Origin of the sequence: Brevibacillus sp. TJ4 (genome assembly GCF_044627595.2) — a bacterium.
Lineage (GTDB): Bacteria > Bacillota > Bacilli > Brevibacillales > Brevibacillaceae > Brevibacillus.
Map to the genome: position 1 here is coordinate 2,649,965 of NZ_CP185865.1, position 14,979 is coordinate 2,664,943.

15 protein-coding genes are annotated in these 14,979 nt (G+C 55.7%); 8 read left to right on the top strand and 7 right to left on the bottom strand.

Annotation, left to right across the window (positions count from 1 at the left end; genetic code table 11):
* Window positions 1-80 precede the first annotated feature (80 nt).
* A complete protein-coding gene (locus ACAF76_RS13045; RefSeq protein ID WP_400164004.1) occupies window positions 81-1,040 on the bottom strand; it encodes a tetratricopeptide repeat protein in 960 nt (319 codons plus the stop codon).
* Window positions 1,041-1,157: 117 nt separating this feature from the next.
* Window positions 1,158-1,532: an ATPase gene (locus ACAF76_RS13050; RefSeq protein ID WP_400164005.1), complete on the bottom strand. Its 375-nt coding sequence runs from the start codon at window positions 1,530-1,532 to the stop codon at window positions 1,158-1,160.
* A 172-nt stretch (window positions 1,533-1,704) separates the two neighbouring features.
* Between ACAF76_RS13050 and ACAF76_RS13055 the strand changes: the two genes are divergently transcribed.
* Both ACAF76_RS13055 and ACAF76_RS13060 read left to right on the top strand, forming a co-directional pair.
* On the top strand, window positions 1,705-2,139 hold the full coding sequence (locus ACAF76_RS13055) for a DUF2621 domain-containing protein (RefSeq protein ID WP_400164054.1): 435 nt from the start codon (window positions 1,705-1,707) through the stop codon (window positions 2,137-2,139).
* Between the two features lie 97 nt (window positions 2,140-2,236).
* Window positions 2,237-2,473, top strand: a complete 237-nt coding sequence (locus tag ACAF76_RS13060) for a hypothetical protein (protein ID WP_400164006.1) — start codon at window positions 2,237-2,239, stop codon at window positions 2,471-2,473.
* Window positions 2,474-2,565: 92 nt separating this feature from the next.
* On the opposite strand, the gene adhP is transcribed toward ACAF76_RS13060, so the two are convergent.
* The gene (gene adhP, locus ACAF76_RS13065; RefSeq protein ID WP_400164007.1) at window positions 2,566-3,579 is read right to left on the bottom strand and encodes an alcohol dehydrogenase AdhP; all 1,014 of its coding nucleotides are present in this window, start codon (window positions 3,577-3,579) and stop codon (window positions 2,566-2,568) included.
* Window positions 3,580-3,814: 235 nt separating this feature from the next.
* On the opposite strand from adhP, the gene ACAF76_RS13070 reads away from it, so the two are divergent.
* The 4 genes from ACAF76_RS13070 to ACAF76_RS13085 all read left to right on the top strand — a co-directional run bounded on the left by ACAF76_RS13070 (window position 3,815) and on the right by ACAF76_RS13085 (window position 8,287).
* Window positions 3,815-4,963: an iron-containing alcohol dehydrogenase gene (locus tag ACAF76_RS13070; protein ID WP_400164008.1), complete on the top strand. Its 1,149-nt coding sequence runs from the start codon at window positions 3,815-3,817 to the stop codon at window positions 4,961-4,963.
* Between the two features lie 9 nt (window positions 4,964-4,972).
* A complete protein-coding gene (locus ACAF76_RS13075; protein WP_400164009.1) occupies window positions 4,973-6,292 on the top strand; it encodes an ATP-binding protein in 1,320 nt (439 codons plus the stop codon).
* Entirely contained in the window at window positions 6,261-7,697 is a 1,437-nt protein-coding gene (locus ACAF76_RS13080; RefSeq protein WP_400164010.1) for a sigma-54-dependent transcriptional regulator, read from the top strand. Before ACAF76_RS13075 ends, ACAF76_RS13080 begins: the two co-directional genes overlap by 32 nt.
* A 116-nt stretch (window positions 7,698-7,813) precedes the next feature.
* Window positions 7,814-8,287, top strand: a complete 474-nt coding sequence (locus tag ACAF76_RS13085) for a DUF2306 domain-containing protein (protein ID WP_400164011.1) — start codon at window positions 7,814-7,816, stop codon at window positions 8,285-8,287.
* Window positions 8,288-8,413: 126 nt separating this feature from the next.
* On the opposite strand, the gene ACAF76_RS13090 is transcribed toward ACAF76_RS13085, so the two are convergent.
* Together ACAF76_RS13090 and ACAF76_RS13095 are read right to left on the bottom strand one after the other, a co-directional pair.
* The gene (locus ACAF76_RS13090; RefSeq protein ID WP_400164012.1) at window positions 8,414-9,403 is read right to left on the bottom strand and encodes a glycerophosphodiester phosphodiesterase family protein; all 990 of its coding nucleotides are present in this window, start codon (window positions 9,401-9,403) and stop codon (window positions 8,414-8,416) included.
* Window positions 9,400-9,966 (bottom strand): DUF502 domain-containing protein, encoded by a 567-nt coding sequence (locus tag ACAF76_RS13095; protein WP_400164013.1) that lies wholly within the window; start codon window positions 9,964-9,966, stop codon window positions 9,400-9,402. The genes ACAF76_RS13090 and ACAF76_RS13095 overlap by 4 nt, the downstream gene beginning before the upstream one ends.
* A gap of 96 nt (window positions 9,967-10,062) precedes the next feature.
* Between ACAF76_RS13095 and ACAF76_RS13100 the strand changes: the two genes are divergently transcribed.
* Entirely contained in the window at window positions 10,063-10,890 is an 828-nt protein-coding gene (locus tag ACAF76_RS13100; RefSeq protein ID WP_400164014.1) for a sulfurtransferase, read from the top strand.
* 175 nt (window positions 10,891-11,065) lie between these two features.
* The gene (locus ACAF76_RS13105) at window positions 11,066-11,917 is read left to right on the top strand and encodes a GyrI-like domain-containing protein (protein ID WP_400164015.1); all 852 of its coding nucleotides are present in this window, start codon (window positions 11,066-11,068) and stop codon (window positions 11,915-11,917) included.
* A gap of 72 nt (window positions 11,918-11,989) precedes the next feature.
* Here the strand turns inward: ACAF76_RS13105 and ACAF76_RS13110 are convergent, their stop codons facing one another.
* A complete protein-coding gene (locus ACAF76_RS13110) occupies window positions 11,990-13,138 on the bottom strand; it encodes an MFS transporter (protein WP_400164016.1) in 1,149 nt (382 codons plus the stop codon).
* Between the two features lie 137 nt (window positions 13,139-13,275).
* The gene (locus ACAF76_RS13115; RefSeq protein ID WP_400164017.1) at window positions 13,276-14,868 is read right to left on the bottom strand and encodes a peptide chain release factor 3; all 1,593 of its coding nucleotides are present in this window, start codon (window positions 14,866-14,868) and stop codon (window positions 13,276-13,278) included.
* Between the last annotated feature and the right edge of the window lie 111 nt (window positions 14,869-14,979).

Genomic DNA, 14,979 nt, shown 5'->3' on the forward strand with positions numbered 1-14,979 from the left:
CTGTGAAAAAGAGGCGCTCTCATGTCACCTGACATACAGCGCCTCTTTTTTTGCCTGTTTCCTTGCATTGTCCCAGCCGTTTACTTCCAGAACTGCCACCAGCTTTTTTTCTGTGTCGCATCCGTTGGCAACTCCGATTCAGCCTGTGGCTCAGATGCCTGCGCGGCTGTAGCCCCCGGGATGCGGGCGAGGAATTGCTCGACTGCGGGCTTGTACCGGTCGTGCACGTGCTTTTGCATGTCGCGCAGTACAGCAATTGCCTTTTCCTTTTGATCGGTTGCGATCAGTGCGTTTGCGTAATTAAACCCAGCAAACGGGTATGGAAAATCGGGTTTCCAGTAGCTTTCGCAAATCTGGATGAGCTGGTAGACGTACCCCGCCTGTCCCAGTTCGCCTGTCACCGTCATCACGACTTCCATCCGGTCATCCGTTGTTTTCTCGATCGCCTGCTGGTACCAATGCATCGTTTTCAACAGATTTTCTTCCGTCAAAGCGAGGCGTGCCAGGTGAAGCTGCGGACGCCACGCCCCTTCCTTGGCACTCAACGTCTCGAGACGCTTCTTGAGTTCATCGCGCTTTCCTGTCGCCAAAAACCCTTCGACGTACATGTTCAGTCCGACTTCCTGGTTGGGGTCCTTGAACAAGCCGGCTTCCAGCGTTTCAAACGACTTGGCCTGCTTTCCTTCCGCGGCGTACACCTTGGCCAGGTTCGTACATGCCGTCCCGGACGCGGGGAAGCGCTCCATGCAGTTGATCAGGATCGCTTTGGCGCGCTCCAGCTCGTTGGCCTGCATGTGGACGACAGCCCGAAAATTGAGAGCGGATTCGATCGGGCCGTACAGTTCCAGCAACCTGTCCGCTGTAGCGGCAGCCTGCTCCGTAAAGCGCTCCTTTACCAAATGCATCGCGTAATCGCGCAGTTTTTCCTTGTCATCCCAGTATTTGTCCAGATTGTTCGGAATGATTTTCTTTTGGTAGTCTTCCCGCGACATTTGAACAGTCTGACCAAATTCATTGGTAAACGTCACAAAATCAGACATGAAACAGCCTCGCTTTCGTATCCTACAGCATCATAGCAAGAGATTTGGAATTTCTCAGCAAAGAAGAACGATTTTCCCGCAGGAGGAAAACCGTCCATGATCCTCTATCTCCCGTTTTTAAATCCAGGCTTTCATGTTTACCTTGCGGATGAACTCTTCCATTGATTCCTTGACAGGTTCGTCATGAGCCGCTTCCTTTTCCTGCATGCCCAGAAGTTGTCGGAAAAGCGCTTCGTTACGCGTAGCCAGTGCGAAGTCGAGCAAAGCCTCCCGGGAGACTCGGTCTGCTTCCTCCTCCAGTAGCTGCTCCTCGAGAGCGATGTCCTCTTCTACAACGGGAAACTGCTTATCTATTTTAGGTATTCGCACCACCCACGCAAACGCGCTGTCCGGATTACGGTCCCGGGCGATCAAGTAACCGTATTCGCTAATAGGCAAACCTTGCTCAAAGGAGTCGGCAACGATAACGACGCGTTGTCCAAGCTTGAACATGATGCGTCCACTCCTTTATAAGATTACTTCTTATCATACTAAATTCTATGTGTCCTTGGGAAGAGCAAACCACACCGATGGGTACAGCAACAAAAAGTTTGTTGCCCGGCGAAAAATCCGGTACACTTTATGGTACAAGGATGGAAAGAAAATAGAGGTGTACAGCATGCAGATGACTACGGGGTTTTCCCTGTTTATCGTCGGGTGGACGTTCGTTCTCGTCACGTTCATGTTTATCGGCGGCTACTTCATGTTTCGCAAATTTCTCAAATCAATGCCCAAGCAGGACGGCAAATCGGACCTCGATTGGCAGGACTACTACATCGAACAGACCCGCTCCCTCTGGACGGAGGATGGTCTCACTCTGCTAAACGAGTTGGTAGAGCCTGTTCCCCAGCTTTTCCGGGACACGGCAAGGCGCACGATCGCAGGCAAAATCGGACAGCTCGCCCTAGAGGAAAAAGCCAGCCAGATCACGACCGAGCTGATTATCAAAGGCTATATCCTCGCTACGCCAAAGCGCGACCACAAGTGGCTGATCCAGCATCTCGAAAGCAAGCAGATTGACTACACGCCCTACCAGAAATATTTGAGCGCCGAATCGTAGGGCAGGTGTCGTATCATCTTTTCCTGCGAAACTGCGAGCCGCTTCATTCGTACATAACAGGCAGAGATGCGATGGAGCGAAAAGGAGATGGGGACACGTGAAGGTTGTCTTGACCATCATCACGATCGTATTTGTGCTGATCGCCTTGGCGGCGGCAGCGTTCGTGTATGTGCTGCGAAGAGGGTACCGCTACCTGTCCAAAACGGGGAAGTACCGCCATTACAGCAGCAGCGACTACCGATACCACCGTCCGATGGGAAAATACGGACACAAAACGTACGGGCATCATCGCTACCGCCGAAAATACTCCAGCCGGGGATTTTTCAGCAGCTAGCCCGACTGGTTCTGACGACGAAAAAGCTGCCGTCCGCTGTCTTTGAAAACAGCCGGATGGCAGCTTTTTTTTCCTACCCCTATCCTGTCTCTCTACTCCATCGTCAGGACAACCCTGCCGTTGATTTGCCCTTTTTCCATCCGCTCGAACACTTCGTTGATCTTCTCCAGCGGCTGAGTCTCGATAATCGCCCGTACTTTGCCGCGCGCCGCGAAATCGAGCGCTTCCTGCATATCTTTTCGCGTGCCGACGATCGAGCCTTTGACGGTCACGCCGTTGAGCACCGTGTCAAAAATCGGAATCGCCATGTCCGCGTTGGGCAGGCCGACGACGACGAGCGAGCCGCCGCGCCGTACAGACTTGTACGCTTGCTCAAACGCTTTTTTGGTCACAGCCACGCTGATCGCGCCGTGAACGCCGCCCACCTGCTCCTGAATGGCCTGTACCGGATCGACCTCACTGCCGTTTACGGTAATGTCTGCGCCCAGTTCTTTGGCCAGCTCCAGCTTTTCCGGATGGATGTCGACGGCGACGACGTTGTAGCCCATCGCTTTCGCATACTGTAGCGCGACGTGGCCCAATCCGCCGATACCGTAGATCGCCACCCACTCGCCCGGCTTCACATTGGCGACTTTCAACGCTTTGTACGTGGTCACACCCGCGCACAGGATCGGAGCGGCATCGACATCGCTCAGCCCGTCGGGGATGCGCGCGACATAGGCGGCGGGGGCGACGCAGTACTGGGCGTATGCACCATCTGCGGAGTAGCCCCCGTTAATTTGCTTTTGGCACAGCGTCTCCCAGCCGGTCAGGCAGTATTCACACTCTCCGCAAGCGGAGAACAGCCACGGGATGCCCACCCGGTCGCCGACTTTCAACGTCGTGACGCCTTCGCCCAGTTTTTCCACCACGCCTACGCCCTCGTGACCGGGGATCAGCGGCAGCTTTGGCTTGACGGGCCAATCGCCCTGTGCAGCGTGCAGGTCAGTATGGCAGACGCCGCATGTTTTGATGCGGACGAGCACCTCGCCATATCCGGCCTGTGGCACTTCCAGCTCTTTTAGTTCCAGTTTTTGATGAAACTCGTTGACTACAGCAGCTTTCATCTTACTTCCTCCCTTAAAAACGAATTTGATAGCGTACACCCTCTACCAGGAAGCAAGCATCATGCCAAAATGAAAGCGCTTCATATTCCTTGTCCCGGCCTGTCCTTCCACCAGTTTTCAGCCGATTTCACGGCTCATCGGGCCGAAAAAACGGCTCGTTTGCCGTACTTTTGGCTGCAACAGGAAAATGTAAGCGTTTGTTGTATTTTCTAAGGAGTGGAAGGAGGACTGATGCATGCAAATCTCCAAATTTATGACACCCGAAATCATCTTCGGCACAAACTCCCTGTGCCAGACCGGTGAAAGCCTGCGCCGCCTGGGTGCTACCCGTGTCTTTTTGGTCAGCGATCCCGGGGTTGCAAATGTCGGGTGGATCGAGCGGATCATCGACTACTTGCGTGAGCAAAAGCTGGAATATCATCTGTGGACGCAGATCACGGCCAATCCGAAAGACTACGAGATCCACGCCGGGGTAGCGGAATACCGCGCGCGGGAATGTAACGCCATCCTCGGTGTCGGCGGCGGAAGCGCGATCGACGCAGCCAAGGCGATCGCCCTTCTGTCTACCAATGAAGGCAGCATCAGTGATTACGAAGGCGTCGACCAGATCACACATCCCCTCCCCCCGATGGTCATGGTACCGACTACTGCCGGTTCCGGGTCGGAAGTGTCACAATTTTCCATCATCGTCGACAGCAGCAAAAAAGTAAAAATGGCGATCATCTCCAAGTCGCTCATCCCCGACATCGCCATCATCGACCCGCAAACCTTGATGACCAAGGACAGACAGTTGACCGCCAACACCGGAATGGACGTGCTGACCCACGCGATCGAATCGTACATCTCGCTGGCCGCCACACCGCTTACAGAGGTGCACTCCCTGCAAGCGATGCGGCTGATCGCCACCTATTTGCGCCCGTCCGTGGCAAGCTGCTTCAACGCAGAAGCCAAGCAAGCGATGGCAATGGCCAGCTTGCAGGCGGGCATCGCCTTTTCCAACGCGATCCTCGGCGCCGTCCACGCCATGTCCCATCAGCTCGGCGGCTTTCTCGACGCGCCGCACGGGGAAGTGAATGCGATTTTGCTTCCGTATGTACTCGAATACAACTACATCGCCGCTCCGGCCAAGTACGGAGTCATCGCGGAATGCCTGGGCGAAAACACGTCCGGACTCAGCGTACACGACTCCTCCCGCCTCGCCTTGAAAGCGGTAAAAGACCTGGCGCGGGACCTGGATATACCCGAGTCGCTCTCCGCGATCGGGCTCAATCCGGAGCAGATCGATATGCTGAGCGAACACGCGCTGCAGGATGTCTGCATGACGACAAACCCGCGCGACATGACTGTACAGGATGTCGCCGCCCTCTTCCGCCAGGCACTCTAGGAGGTACACATGGTAAACAAACAGGAAATCCTGGAAAAGCTGACCGGGATCAAATCCTCGCGAAAAAGCTACTACACCGAGCTGACTTATCTCGTCGAGGAAATGAAAAAGAAGAACAGCCAGCTCGCCGTCCTCAACCGGCTGACGCAAATCCAGATCAACGCAAGCTGGCATCAGACGAGCGTCTACATCGCCGCGCAGTTGAAGCAAATCCTGCCGTTCGAGCATTTTGCGCTGACGCTTTGGCGGGGCGGTACCCTCTCCACCTACCTTTCACGCGGGACGGGAGGTGACTGGGAATGCCAGACGCTGAACCAGACGGCACCCGCCGACATGTCCAGTGTGGACAAACAGATCGATGCCGCCTTTGCACAGATTTTGCCGGATTATTTCGCCACCTCGGTCCCCCTGCGCAACCTGTCCCATCAGACGTTCGGCTGCCTTACCTTGTTCAACCGCGAGACAGTCAGACTAGCCAACGAGGAACTTGATTTGTTTCACCTCGTCGCCGGTCACGTCGCCGTCTCGGTAGAAAACATCCTGCTGTTTCAGGATCTCAGTGAAAAGGTCAAAATCGAGGCACAGCTCGTACAGTCGGCAAAAATGGCTGCTATCGGGGAGATCGCGGCGGGCATTGCCCATGAGCTGAACAACCCGCTGACTGCCATCCTCGGCAACGCCCAGCTCCTGCTGCGCGAACAAGAGGCAAACCCGACAGACATGACCCCTCTGCTGCGGGATATGTACCAATGCGGGGTGCGCTGCAAAAAAATCATCCAAAACCTGCTGACCTTCTCCCGCCAGGAAGAGTATCAATTTGAGAAGGTGGAGCTGACCGAGGCATTGGACGATGCGCTCGGGCTGATCGGCTATCAGCTCGCGGTCTCCGGCCTGTCCGTGGAGTGCGAAAAAGCGCCTTACCCCCTCCCCTTTTACGGCAGCAGGCATCAGATCGAGCAAATCATCCTCAACCTGCTGCTCAACGCCCGTGACGCACTGGCCGGACGGGAAAATCCGCGGATCGCCATTCGCCTGTTTCGCCAGGAAGAAGAGGGCAAATCCTACGCAGCTCTCACTGTCCGCGACAACGGCGTCGGCATCGCACCCGAGCATCTGCCGCATCTCTTTCAGCCCTTTTTTACGACCAAGGAACGAAGCAAAGGCACAGGGCTGGGGCTGTCTGTCAGTCTCGGCATTGCGCTCGCGCACGGGGGGAAGCTGCTCGTCTCAAGCGAGCCCGGGCAGTACAGCGAGTTCACGCTGCTGCTGCCACTTTTAGCGGACGAGGAGGCTTGTGATGGAGAAGAAACACATTCTGATCGTCGATGACGAAAAAGAGGTGACTTCCTTTTTCAGCTATTTTCTCAAGCGGAAAAACTGCGAGATTACCGTCGCCAACACCGGAAAGGAGGTCGAGCGGCTGCTTGCCTCTCCGGATCGCGCCTACCATGCCGCCCTGCTCGACTTAAAGCTGCCCGATGCCAACGGGCTGGATTTGCTCGAACGGATCAAAGCCGTGTTTCCGCGCTGCGAGGTTCTGATTATGACCGGCTACAGCACGATCCAATCGGCTGTCACCGCGATCCAGCGAGGGGCCAAGGATTACCTGGAAAAGCCGTTTGATGATCTGGACAGTCTGGAGCGGACGATCGACTCGCTTTTGGAGGCGTCTGTGCAGCAGGAAGACGAGCTCGCCCGTGAAGCGGCGGCGTTCGGCATCCTCTACGCACCGCACAGCCCGATGGCAAAAGTCGTCGCCATCGCCAAAAAACTGGCGCCCAAAGGTATTCACGTGCTGATCGAGGGAGAGACGGGAACAGGCAAGGAGCTTCTCGCGCGTTTTTTGCACGGAGCGAGCATGCGGGCCAAGCAGCCGTTTATTGCCATCAACTGTGGGGCAGTGCCGGAGTCACTGTTGGAAAGCGAGCTGTTCGGCTATGAAAAGGGGGCGTTTACCGGGGCGGTCAAGGCGCGCAAAGGGCTGTTCGAGCTGGCTCACAACGGTACCTTGTTCCTCGACGAGATCGGCGAAGCGCCTGCCTCGATCCAGGTGAAGCTGCTGCGCTCTCTGGAGACCGGGGAATTCATGCGGGTCGGCGGCGAGCATGTAGCCAAGAGCAACATCCGCTTCCTCTCCGCCACCAACCGCGACCTGGAGCAAGAGGCGCAGATGAACCGCTTTCGCCGCGACCTGCTCTATCGCCTCGAAGGAATCAAGCTGTCGATTCCGCCCTTGCGCGAGCGCATCGACGACATCCCGCTGATCGCCCGGCACCACCTGGAGAAACGAGGCTGCTCGGACATTGACGAGGAAGCTGTGCGGGTGATGCAGCGATACGATTGGCCGGGAAATGTCCGGCAGTTGATCAACGTCGTCAATCAGACGTGGGCATTGCACGAATGTCGCGTGCTGCGCGTGGAGCATCTGCCCGGCAGCCTGCGTGAAAAAGCGGACAGCAGCGGCGAGACTCCCTCTCCCCCTCTTTCGAAAATCGAGCAAGTGCTCGATGCGGAGTGTTCCCGACTGGTGCACACGATTACGCAAATGGTCATGTCGATGGACCAGGTTGATTTTGAATACGTAACGAGGCGGATCAAGCAATTGGAGACGGATGTCAGCCGCGCCATTATCGAAAAAGGCCTGGCTGAAACGAGCGGCAATCGGCAACTGCTGAGCCAGAAGCTGAACATTACCAAACGGACGATTCGCTACATTCTGAACGAAAAGGGCTGACCATTGCGGCAAGCCCTTTTTCATCGCGCAAAGTTTTGTTGCGAGACAGAAGCATTTTGTTTACAGTAAAGCAATCACTACTATTTTGCCTGCACTGATTTGGAGGTACGCTCATTTTGTTTTCTATATTGCTAATCACCCACATCGTCACCGGTATTGTTTGCCTGATCAGCGGTGTCATCGCCATGTCTGCGAGTAAAAAGAGAGGACGGCACACCCTGTCCGGTGAAATCTATCATGGGTCTTATGTTTTCGTGTTTATCACCGCTGTTTCCATGTCCATCATCCACTGGGAAGAAAGTGCGTACCTCTTTTATATCGGGGTATTTTCTTACGCCCTGGCATTACTCGGCTATGTATCCTCGAAAATCCGCTGGACAAACTGGCTTCGTTCACACATCGGCGGGATGCTTGGCTCCTACATCGGGATCGTCACGGCAACAATTGTCGTCAATGTACCGAAAATTCCTGTATTGAATGAGCTGCCGCCGCTTTTGTTCTGGCTGTTGCCGACTATCATCGGAACGCCGCTCATTTATCGGGTGGGAAACAAGTACAAGCCGAAGCAAAAACGGATGATGGCACGCTGAATGAACATGCTGAAGCCGCCGTGCCTGTTCAAGCAGGGCGCACCTGCCAAAAAAGCTGTCCCGCTACCTCTCCATTGCGAAGGTGACGGGACAGCTTGTTGTTTTTTCGGCAGTCAAACACTTTATTTATGTTTCATTCCCCTGTTGAAAAAGCGGGCCGATCCGGTCGATCCGATTTGTCCAGATCACGCCTGTATACGCATCGGGCAGCCGCTGCAAGTCCTCCACCTGGTCGAACCCTTCGGAAAACTTGCCTCCGCCCGCTACCAGCACTACGCGCGTTCCCGCATCCTCCATGCGGTTCAGGAAGACGCTCGGGTATCCCCACAGCCACGGAGCGATTTTTTCCGGGATGTGGAGCTGGGTGTTGGCGCAGGCATCCGGTACATGGCCTGTCCAGCCGACGGCGATGTAAGGAATGAGGCAGCTTTTCATCGTCTCCATCGACATGACGCGCATCTGCGGGATTGCCTGTTTCAAGGCGGCAATCGGCTCGTCCCCTCCGTATACGGCGATGCGGGAGAGCCTGTTTTCCGGCAGGGATGCGAACCGTTCAGCCAGCTTTTCGCCTTCCAGCGGGTCGTTGCTTTTCACATGGATGAGCAGGGATTGCTCGGGAAATTGATCCAGCACTTCATCGAGCGTCGGCATCATTCCCACGCCTTTTCCGCGAAACGGGAAGGTCTGCCCGCCGTCTGCCGTGTAGCCGTAGCCAATATCGAGCTGTTTCAGCTCATCCATCGTGTGCTCCCGCGTCACGCCGCTTCCGTCTGTTCGACAGTCCAGCGTCCAGTCGTGAAACACTGCGAACTGGTCGTCCTTTGTCAGATGGACATCCAGCTCGACGATGTCAGCGCCTGCCTGAAACGCCGCTTCCATGCTGGGAATGGTATTTTCCAGGTACGGATGCTCTGGCGGGAACATCTGCTCCGCCGTACACGTCTCGTTCGTAATTCCTTCCATCGAAAAGGTCTGCGCCACCCCCCGGTGGGCGAGCAGCAGCGGACCGTTTTCGGGCGGCGTCGACAGGAGCGACGTATTGTTCAAATAAACAAACGCTGCAACTAGCAGGATCACATATGTAATGACTCTCCCTGGCCGTTTTCTCGCTTTCATGGTGTACCCTCTTTTCTCTTGCTGTGTGCGGAAACCCCTCCTGATACGAGGAAAGCCATCGCATCCGAGCTTTCCATATCGATCGGCTGGACCATCTCGACAGGAAAGATCAGCAGATTGCCTGCGAAGTTGTACGATTGCGGCAAGTAGACGGCTACGTGGTCGACGAGACCAAACGACGTCATGTCTTCACTGGTAATAAAGCCGATCGCTTTCGGGTAGCCTTCCTTGGACAAGGTGACCAGGACCGGTTTGTCAAAACTCTTTTTCTCTCCGACGAACGCACTGATCAAATCCTTGATCGCCGTGTAGATCAGCTTGACGAACGGCAGCTTTTCAAAAATCGCAGAGATGAGCGTGATCACGCCGCGCGTAAGCACGTTGGAAGCCAAAAAACCGACGAGGAATATGCCTGCAAGCGTCAAAAGAAAGCCCAACCCGGGTACAGGCAAGTTCAGCCAACTGTCTACGGTGACAAAAATGGTGTAGACGATATAGATCGTGACTGCCAGCGGGATGACAAACAGCAGACCTTCCAAAAAATAGCGCATGATGCGTCTCACGTAAGTTCACTCCTTTTTGCACTCTACCAGAATAGTGTACCTGAACGAGATTTGATCTGCTATCATTGAGAAAAAAAGGAAAGTAGGGAGATTCCGATGCAAGCACTCGTCACCGCCCAATGGCTGCATGATCATCTGCGCGATGAGAACATCATCATCGCCGATTGCCGCTTTTCCTTAAACGACCCGCAAGCTGGAGAACAGGCCTATCAGGAGGACCACATTCCCGGAGCGTTTTACTTTCATCTCAACCGTGATTTGTCTGGACCGAAAGCAGAACACGGCGGTCGGCACCCGCTGCCGCGCGTGGAAGATTTGGCAGAACTGCTCTCCCGCGTAGGCGTAGGGAACGATACGATCGTGATCGCCTATGACGACCAGGAGATGTCGATGGCCGGTCGGCTCTGGTGGCTGCTGCGCTATCTCGGACACGAAAAAACAGCCGTGCTCGACGGCGGATACGCAGCCTGGAAACGCGCGGGCTACGAAGTAACCAAAGAGCTGCCTGTCGCCACTCCCGCCAGCTTTGTGCCAAATGTACAAGCAGACATGCTCGTCGATGTGCAAACCGTGAAGGAGCGCGCAAGCAATACGGTCCTGCTCGATTCCCGCGCCGGCGAACGCTACCGCGGCGAACAGGAGACGATCGATGCAAAAGCGGGACACATTCCCGGAGCCCGTCACTTCTTTTACAAGGACAACCTCTCCCCTGACCTGACGATGCAAAGCGTGGATAAGTTACAGGAACGCATCGCCCCGTTTGCCGACAAGGAGATCATCGTCTACTGCGGCTCCGGGGTGACTGCCTGCACCAACCTGCTGGCGATGCACGCTGCCGGACGGACGGATGCGAAGCTGTACCCCGGAAGCTGGAGCGACTGGATTTCGTATCCGGAAAACCCGATCGCGACAGGAGACGAATAAAAGAGAAACGCTGACACGTGTGGACTGCAACCCCATTGGCGCCGATGGACGGGGCTGTCGCGTTGCAGTCCTCTTTTTGCTGGCAGCCCGATAGGCCTTGCTTTTTTTGTGCAGAACATGCAAGGTTTTCACGCTGCCATTTCGGTATCATGGTGACCCAAAGGGAGGATGGCAAATGGAATGGGCAAACCGGATGAATCAGGCTATGGCCTATATCGAATCGCACCTCATGGAAGACATTGACTATGCAGAGGTGGCAAAGATCGCATGCTGCTCGGTGTACCACCTGCAGCGCATGTTTCCGTTTCTCACAGATGTCACGCTATCGGAATACGTCAGACGCCGCAGGCTTACCCTGGCGGCTGTGGAGCTGCAAAACAGCGATATCAAAGTGATCGATCTCGCTCTCAAGTACGGTTACGAATCGCCCGAGGCGTTCACCCGCTCATTTCAGCAGATGCACGGCACGGCTCCCTCTTCGGCCCGCAAGGCCGGGACCATGCTGAAGGCGTATCCGCCATTTTCCTTCCAGTTCAGCATGAACGGCGTGGCGGAGATGAACTACAGGCTCGAAACGCTGCCAGCCTTTTCGGTCATCGGAGCGAATAAACGCGTACATACCGCAAATGCCTTCGCCACGGTTCCCGGCATGTGGGCGGCTGCCGCAGGAGAAGGGTTGTTTGAACAGTTTTGGCAGATATGGAGTAGCGATCATCCGCTGCGAGGAATCCTCGGCGTCTGCGCCGACGGCGACCACGGCAAAAACGAAGAGTTTACCTACATCATGTCTGTCGTATCCGGGCATTTGCCGCCGGACGGGTTGAGCAAACGAGACTTTCCGGCAGCGACCTGGGCCGTATTCGAGGCGGCTGGCGGTCCAGAAGGCATCGCGGAGCTGTGGAAACGGCTGTATACGGAATGGGTGCCCGCATCCGGCTACGCGCTCGCCTATCTGCCTGCTATCGAACGCTACTTGCCTCCGGAAGAAAACAAAAACGAACTGTGGGTCGCTGTCGTCAAAGCATAGTGCCGCATCGAAAAAGCCGAGTGCCATCCCACTCGGCTTCCCGTTTTGTCTTTGGCGAGGCCGTACCCCCCTCTATCTCGGCACCCCGCTGATGATGACGCGGTGGATGCCTCCGACCAGGCAGACGCCGGCTGTGACGAAAAAGGCGATAAAGTAGGAGTGATTCCAGTTGCCCACCAGTCCGGCGATAATCGGGCTGATCACCGCTCCCAGCGACAGTACCGCCGAATAGACACTGAAGACGCTGCCGTACAGCTCACGCGGCGCATGCAGTGTCAGGATCGTCGCCAGGGCGGGGAACAGGACGCCCAGACAAGCCCCCATCAAAAACATCATCACGTGAATCGGCACCGCCACCCCGATCGCCAATGTGTACAGAAGCAGGCTCAGGACGGCGAGAGCGGAAAAGGTGCGCTGCTCCACCGATACCCGGTACAGCCAGAACTGGCTTAGCACGGCGAGCGTACCCAGTCCTTTCAGGCTGAACAAAATCCCGGTGACCGCTGGCGACATCCCCTGTTTTTGCACCATCAAGGGGATCTCGTATATGATCGTCCCCTGTGCGTAGAGGACGGCAAAACCGCCGAGAAACGCCGGGTAGAGCAGCTTGTTTTCCAATACCGCCGACACTCCTCTGCGCCCGGTCAGCTCCACAGTCGGCTGAAACGAAGCCGGTGCCTCGACGCGCTTGGGCAGCACAAGCCAGGCGAACACCCCTACCGCAATCATCAAATACCCCAAAATGACAAAGGACTGCGCATAGCCGAACTGAACTGCCAGAAAGCTGCCGACCGCAGGAGAGACGATCCCCGCCGAGGTGAGCACAAGCCCCTTTTTCCCCATCAGCTCTCCCTGCTCCACTGCTGTTTTGCCCGTCTCTCCCAGCATCGCCGAACAAGCCGGCGAAACGAACGCCATCAAAAAGCCGAGCATCAGGCGAAAGGCAAAGAAGCCTTCCGTGCTTTTCACCACGCCCTGCCCGATCAGCATAAAGCCAGCCAGGATCAGTCCGCCCGCGATAAACCACTTTTTCGGAAAGCGGTCGAGAAAAGGGCCAGCGATCAGATTGCCCGTCAGATTGCTGATTGCATACGCCCCCAGGACGAAGCCGATCAGCACCGCCGAAACACCCAGCATATTGAGATACGGGGCCAATAGCGGGGTCTGGGCGTGCATGTCAAACGAAACGACAAACAACACGACAAACAGGAGAACCCGCACGGCATTCCCCTCCTCTCCCGGATTTTACCGCTCTTTGTCCTATCTATATGTGGCAAGCTGTCGAAGTAGGATGGGAAAAACGAAAAAGAGCCGCGCAGACTGCGCAAGCCCTTCTCCTGTTTATCGTATACATCGTATCAAGTCGCTTTGAGACCAAGCGAGCTTTCGTGAAATTTGATGTTGCTGTACTTCTCGGTCGCCACGCGAAGCTGGTACTCGCTCTCGAACAGCATGACCGGGCGGCCGTAGCGATCGGTAACGGTTTTGCTTTTCAGCGCATCGAGCGCCGCCTTGTCGCCCTCCAGCCAGCGCGCGATCTGATACGGCATCCGGGTGAGGGTAATGTCCACCCCATACTCCGCTTTCAGGCGATACTCCAGCACTTCGAACTGCAGCACCCCGACCACGCCGAGGATCAGCTCCTCCATCGGATAGGTGCGGAATAGCTGCACCGTCCCTTCCTCGGTTAACTGCATGATCCCTTTTTGGAACTGCTTGTGCTTCATCGCATCCTTGACCATTACCTTGGAGAAAAACTCCGGCGAGAAGTGCGGCATTTCTTCATACTCGAACGATTTGCCCACACACAGCGTATCCCCGATCTGGAAAATGCCCGGGTCAAACAGACCGATCACGTCACCGGCGTACGACTCGTCGACGATCTCCCGGTCCTGGGCCATGAACTGCACCGGCTGGGCCAGCTTGATCTCCTTGCCCAGACGCACGTGCTTCACCGACATGCCGCGTTCAAACTTGCCCGAGCAGATGCGCAAAAAGGCGATGCGGTCGCGGTGCGCCGGATTCATGTTGGCCTGGATTTTGAAAATAAAGCCGGAGAACGAGTTGGTGTACGGATCGATCAGCCCTTCGTTGCTCTTTTTCGCGGTCGGCGGCGGCGCCATCTGCAGGAAGTTTTCCAGGAACGTCTGCACGCCGAAGTTGTTGATCGCACTGCCGAAGAAGACCGGCGTCAGCTCCCCTTTGCTGATCTGCTCCATGTCGAACTCGTCGCCAGCGACATCGAGCAGCGAAACCTCGTCCTGAAGCTGCTGCCACAGCTCCTGCCCGACGCGCTCCCCGATCAGCGGGTCCTCTGCGCCTTCCACGGGAAAGAAAGAGATTTCCTCGTGTTGCGAATCACTCTGGTACAGCTCCACACGGGATTTCATCCGGTCGTATACCCCGCTGAAGTAGCTGCCCATGCCAATCGGCCAGTTCATCGGGTACGAGCGAATACCCAGCACCCGTTCGATCTCCTCCAGCAGTTCAAACGGGTCCTTGCCGTGCCGGTCGAGCTTGTTGACAAAGGTGAAAATCGGAATACCGCGCATCCGACAGACCTTGAACAGCTTGATCGTCTGCGCCTCGACCCCTTTGGCCACGTCAATGATCATCACTGCCGCGTCAGCCGCCGTCAGCGTCCGGTACGTGTCCTCACTGAAGTCCTGGTGACCCGGCGTATCCAGAATGTTGATGTGGTGCCCTTTGTATTCAAAATCCATCGCACTGGAAGTAACGGAGATTCCGCGCTTTTTCTCGATCTCCATCCAGTCGGAGGTAGCGTGCTTGGAATTTTTCCGTCCCTTTACCATCCCTGCTTCGCGAATCGCGCCCCCGTAGTAGAGCAGCTTTTCCGTCATCGTCGTCTTCCCGGCGTCCGGGTGGGAAATAATGGCGAATGTACGCCGTCTTGCTATTTCATGCTCCCATTGAGGGTTTGTTTGACTCATTTGCATTACTCCTGTCGATTTCGTCTGTAGCCACAGTATTTCCTCTCCGATTATACCGACAAATAGCCTTTGCATCCACCTAGTAATTTTTGCGTGAAGCATTATAATGTT

What these genes read in the sequence shown, in the direction of transcription:
- ACAF76_RS13045 (WP_400164004.1), bottom strand. Translation starts at nt 1,040, where the DNA reads ATGTCTGATTTTGTGACGTTTACCAATGAATTTGGTCAGACTGTTCAA.
- ACAF76_RS13075 (WP_400164009.1), top strand. Translation starts at nt 4,973, where the DNA reads ATGGTAAACAAACAGGAAATCCTGGAAAAGCTGACCGGGATCAAATCC.
- ACAF76_RS13090 (WP_400164012.1), bottom strand. Translation starts at nt 9,403, where the DNA reads ATGAAAGCGAGAAAACGGCCAGGGAGAGTCATTACATATGTGATCCTG.
- ACAF76_RS13050 (WP_400164005.1), bottom strand. Translation starts at nt 1,532, where the DNA reads ATGTTCAAGCTTGGACAACGCGTCGTTATCGTTGCCGACTCCTTTGAG.
- ACAF76_RS13115 (WP_400164017.1), bottom strand. Translation starts at nt 14,868, where the DNA reads ATGAGTCAAACAAACCCTCAATGGGAGCATGAAATAGCAAGACGGCGT.
- ACAF76_RS13055 (WP_400164054.1), top strand. Translation starts at nt 1,705, where the DNA reads ATGACTACGGGGTTTTCCCTGTTTATCGTCGGGTGGACGTTCGTTCTC.
- ACAF76_RS13100 (WP_400164014.1), top strand. Translation starts at nt 10,063, where the DNA reads ATGCAAGCACTCGTCACCGCCCAATGGCTGCATGATCATCTGCGCGAT.
- ACAF76_RS13080 (WP_400164010.1), top strand. Translation starts at nt 6,261, where the DNA reads ATGGAGAAGAAACACATTCTGATCGTCGATGACGAAAAAGAGGTGACT.
- adhP (WP_400164007.1), bottom strand. Translation starts at nt 3,579, where the DNA reads ATGAAAGCTGCTGTAGTCAACGAGTTTCATCAAAAACTGGAACTAAAA.
- ACAF76_RS13070 (WP_400164008.1), top strand. Translation starts at nt 3,815, where the DNA reads ATGCAAATCTCCAAATTTATGACACCCGAAATCATCTTCGGCACAAAC.
- ACAF76_RS13105 (WP_400164015.1), top strand. Translation starts at nt 11,066, where the DNA reads ATGGAATGGGCAAACCGGATGAATCAGGCTATGGCCTATATCGAATCG.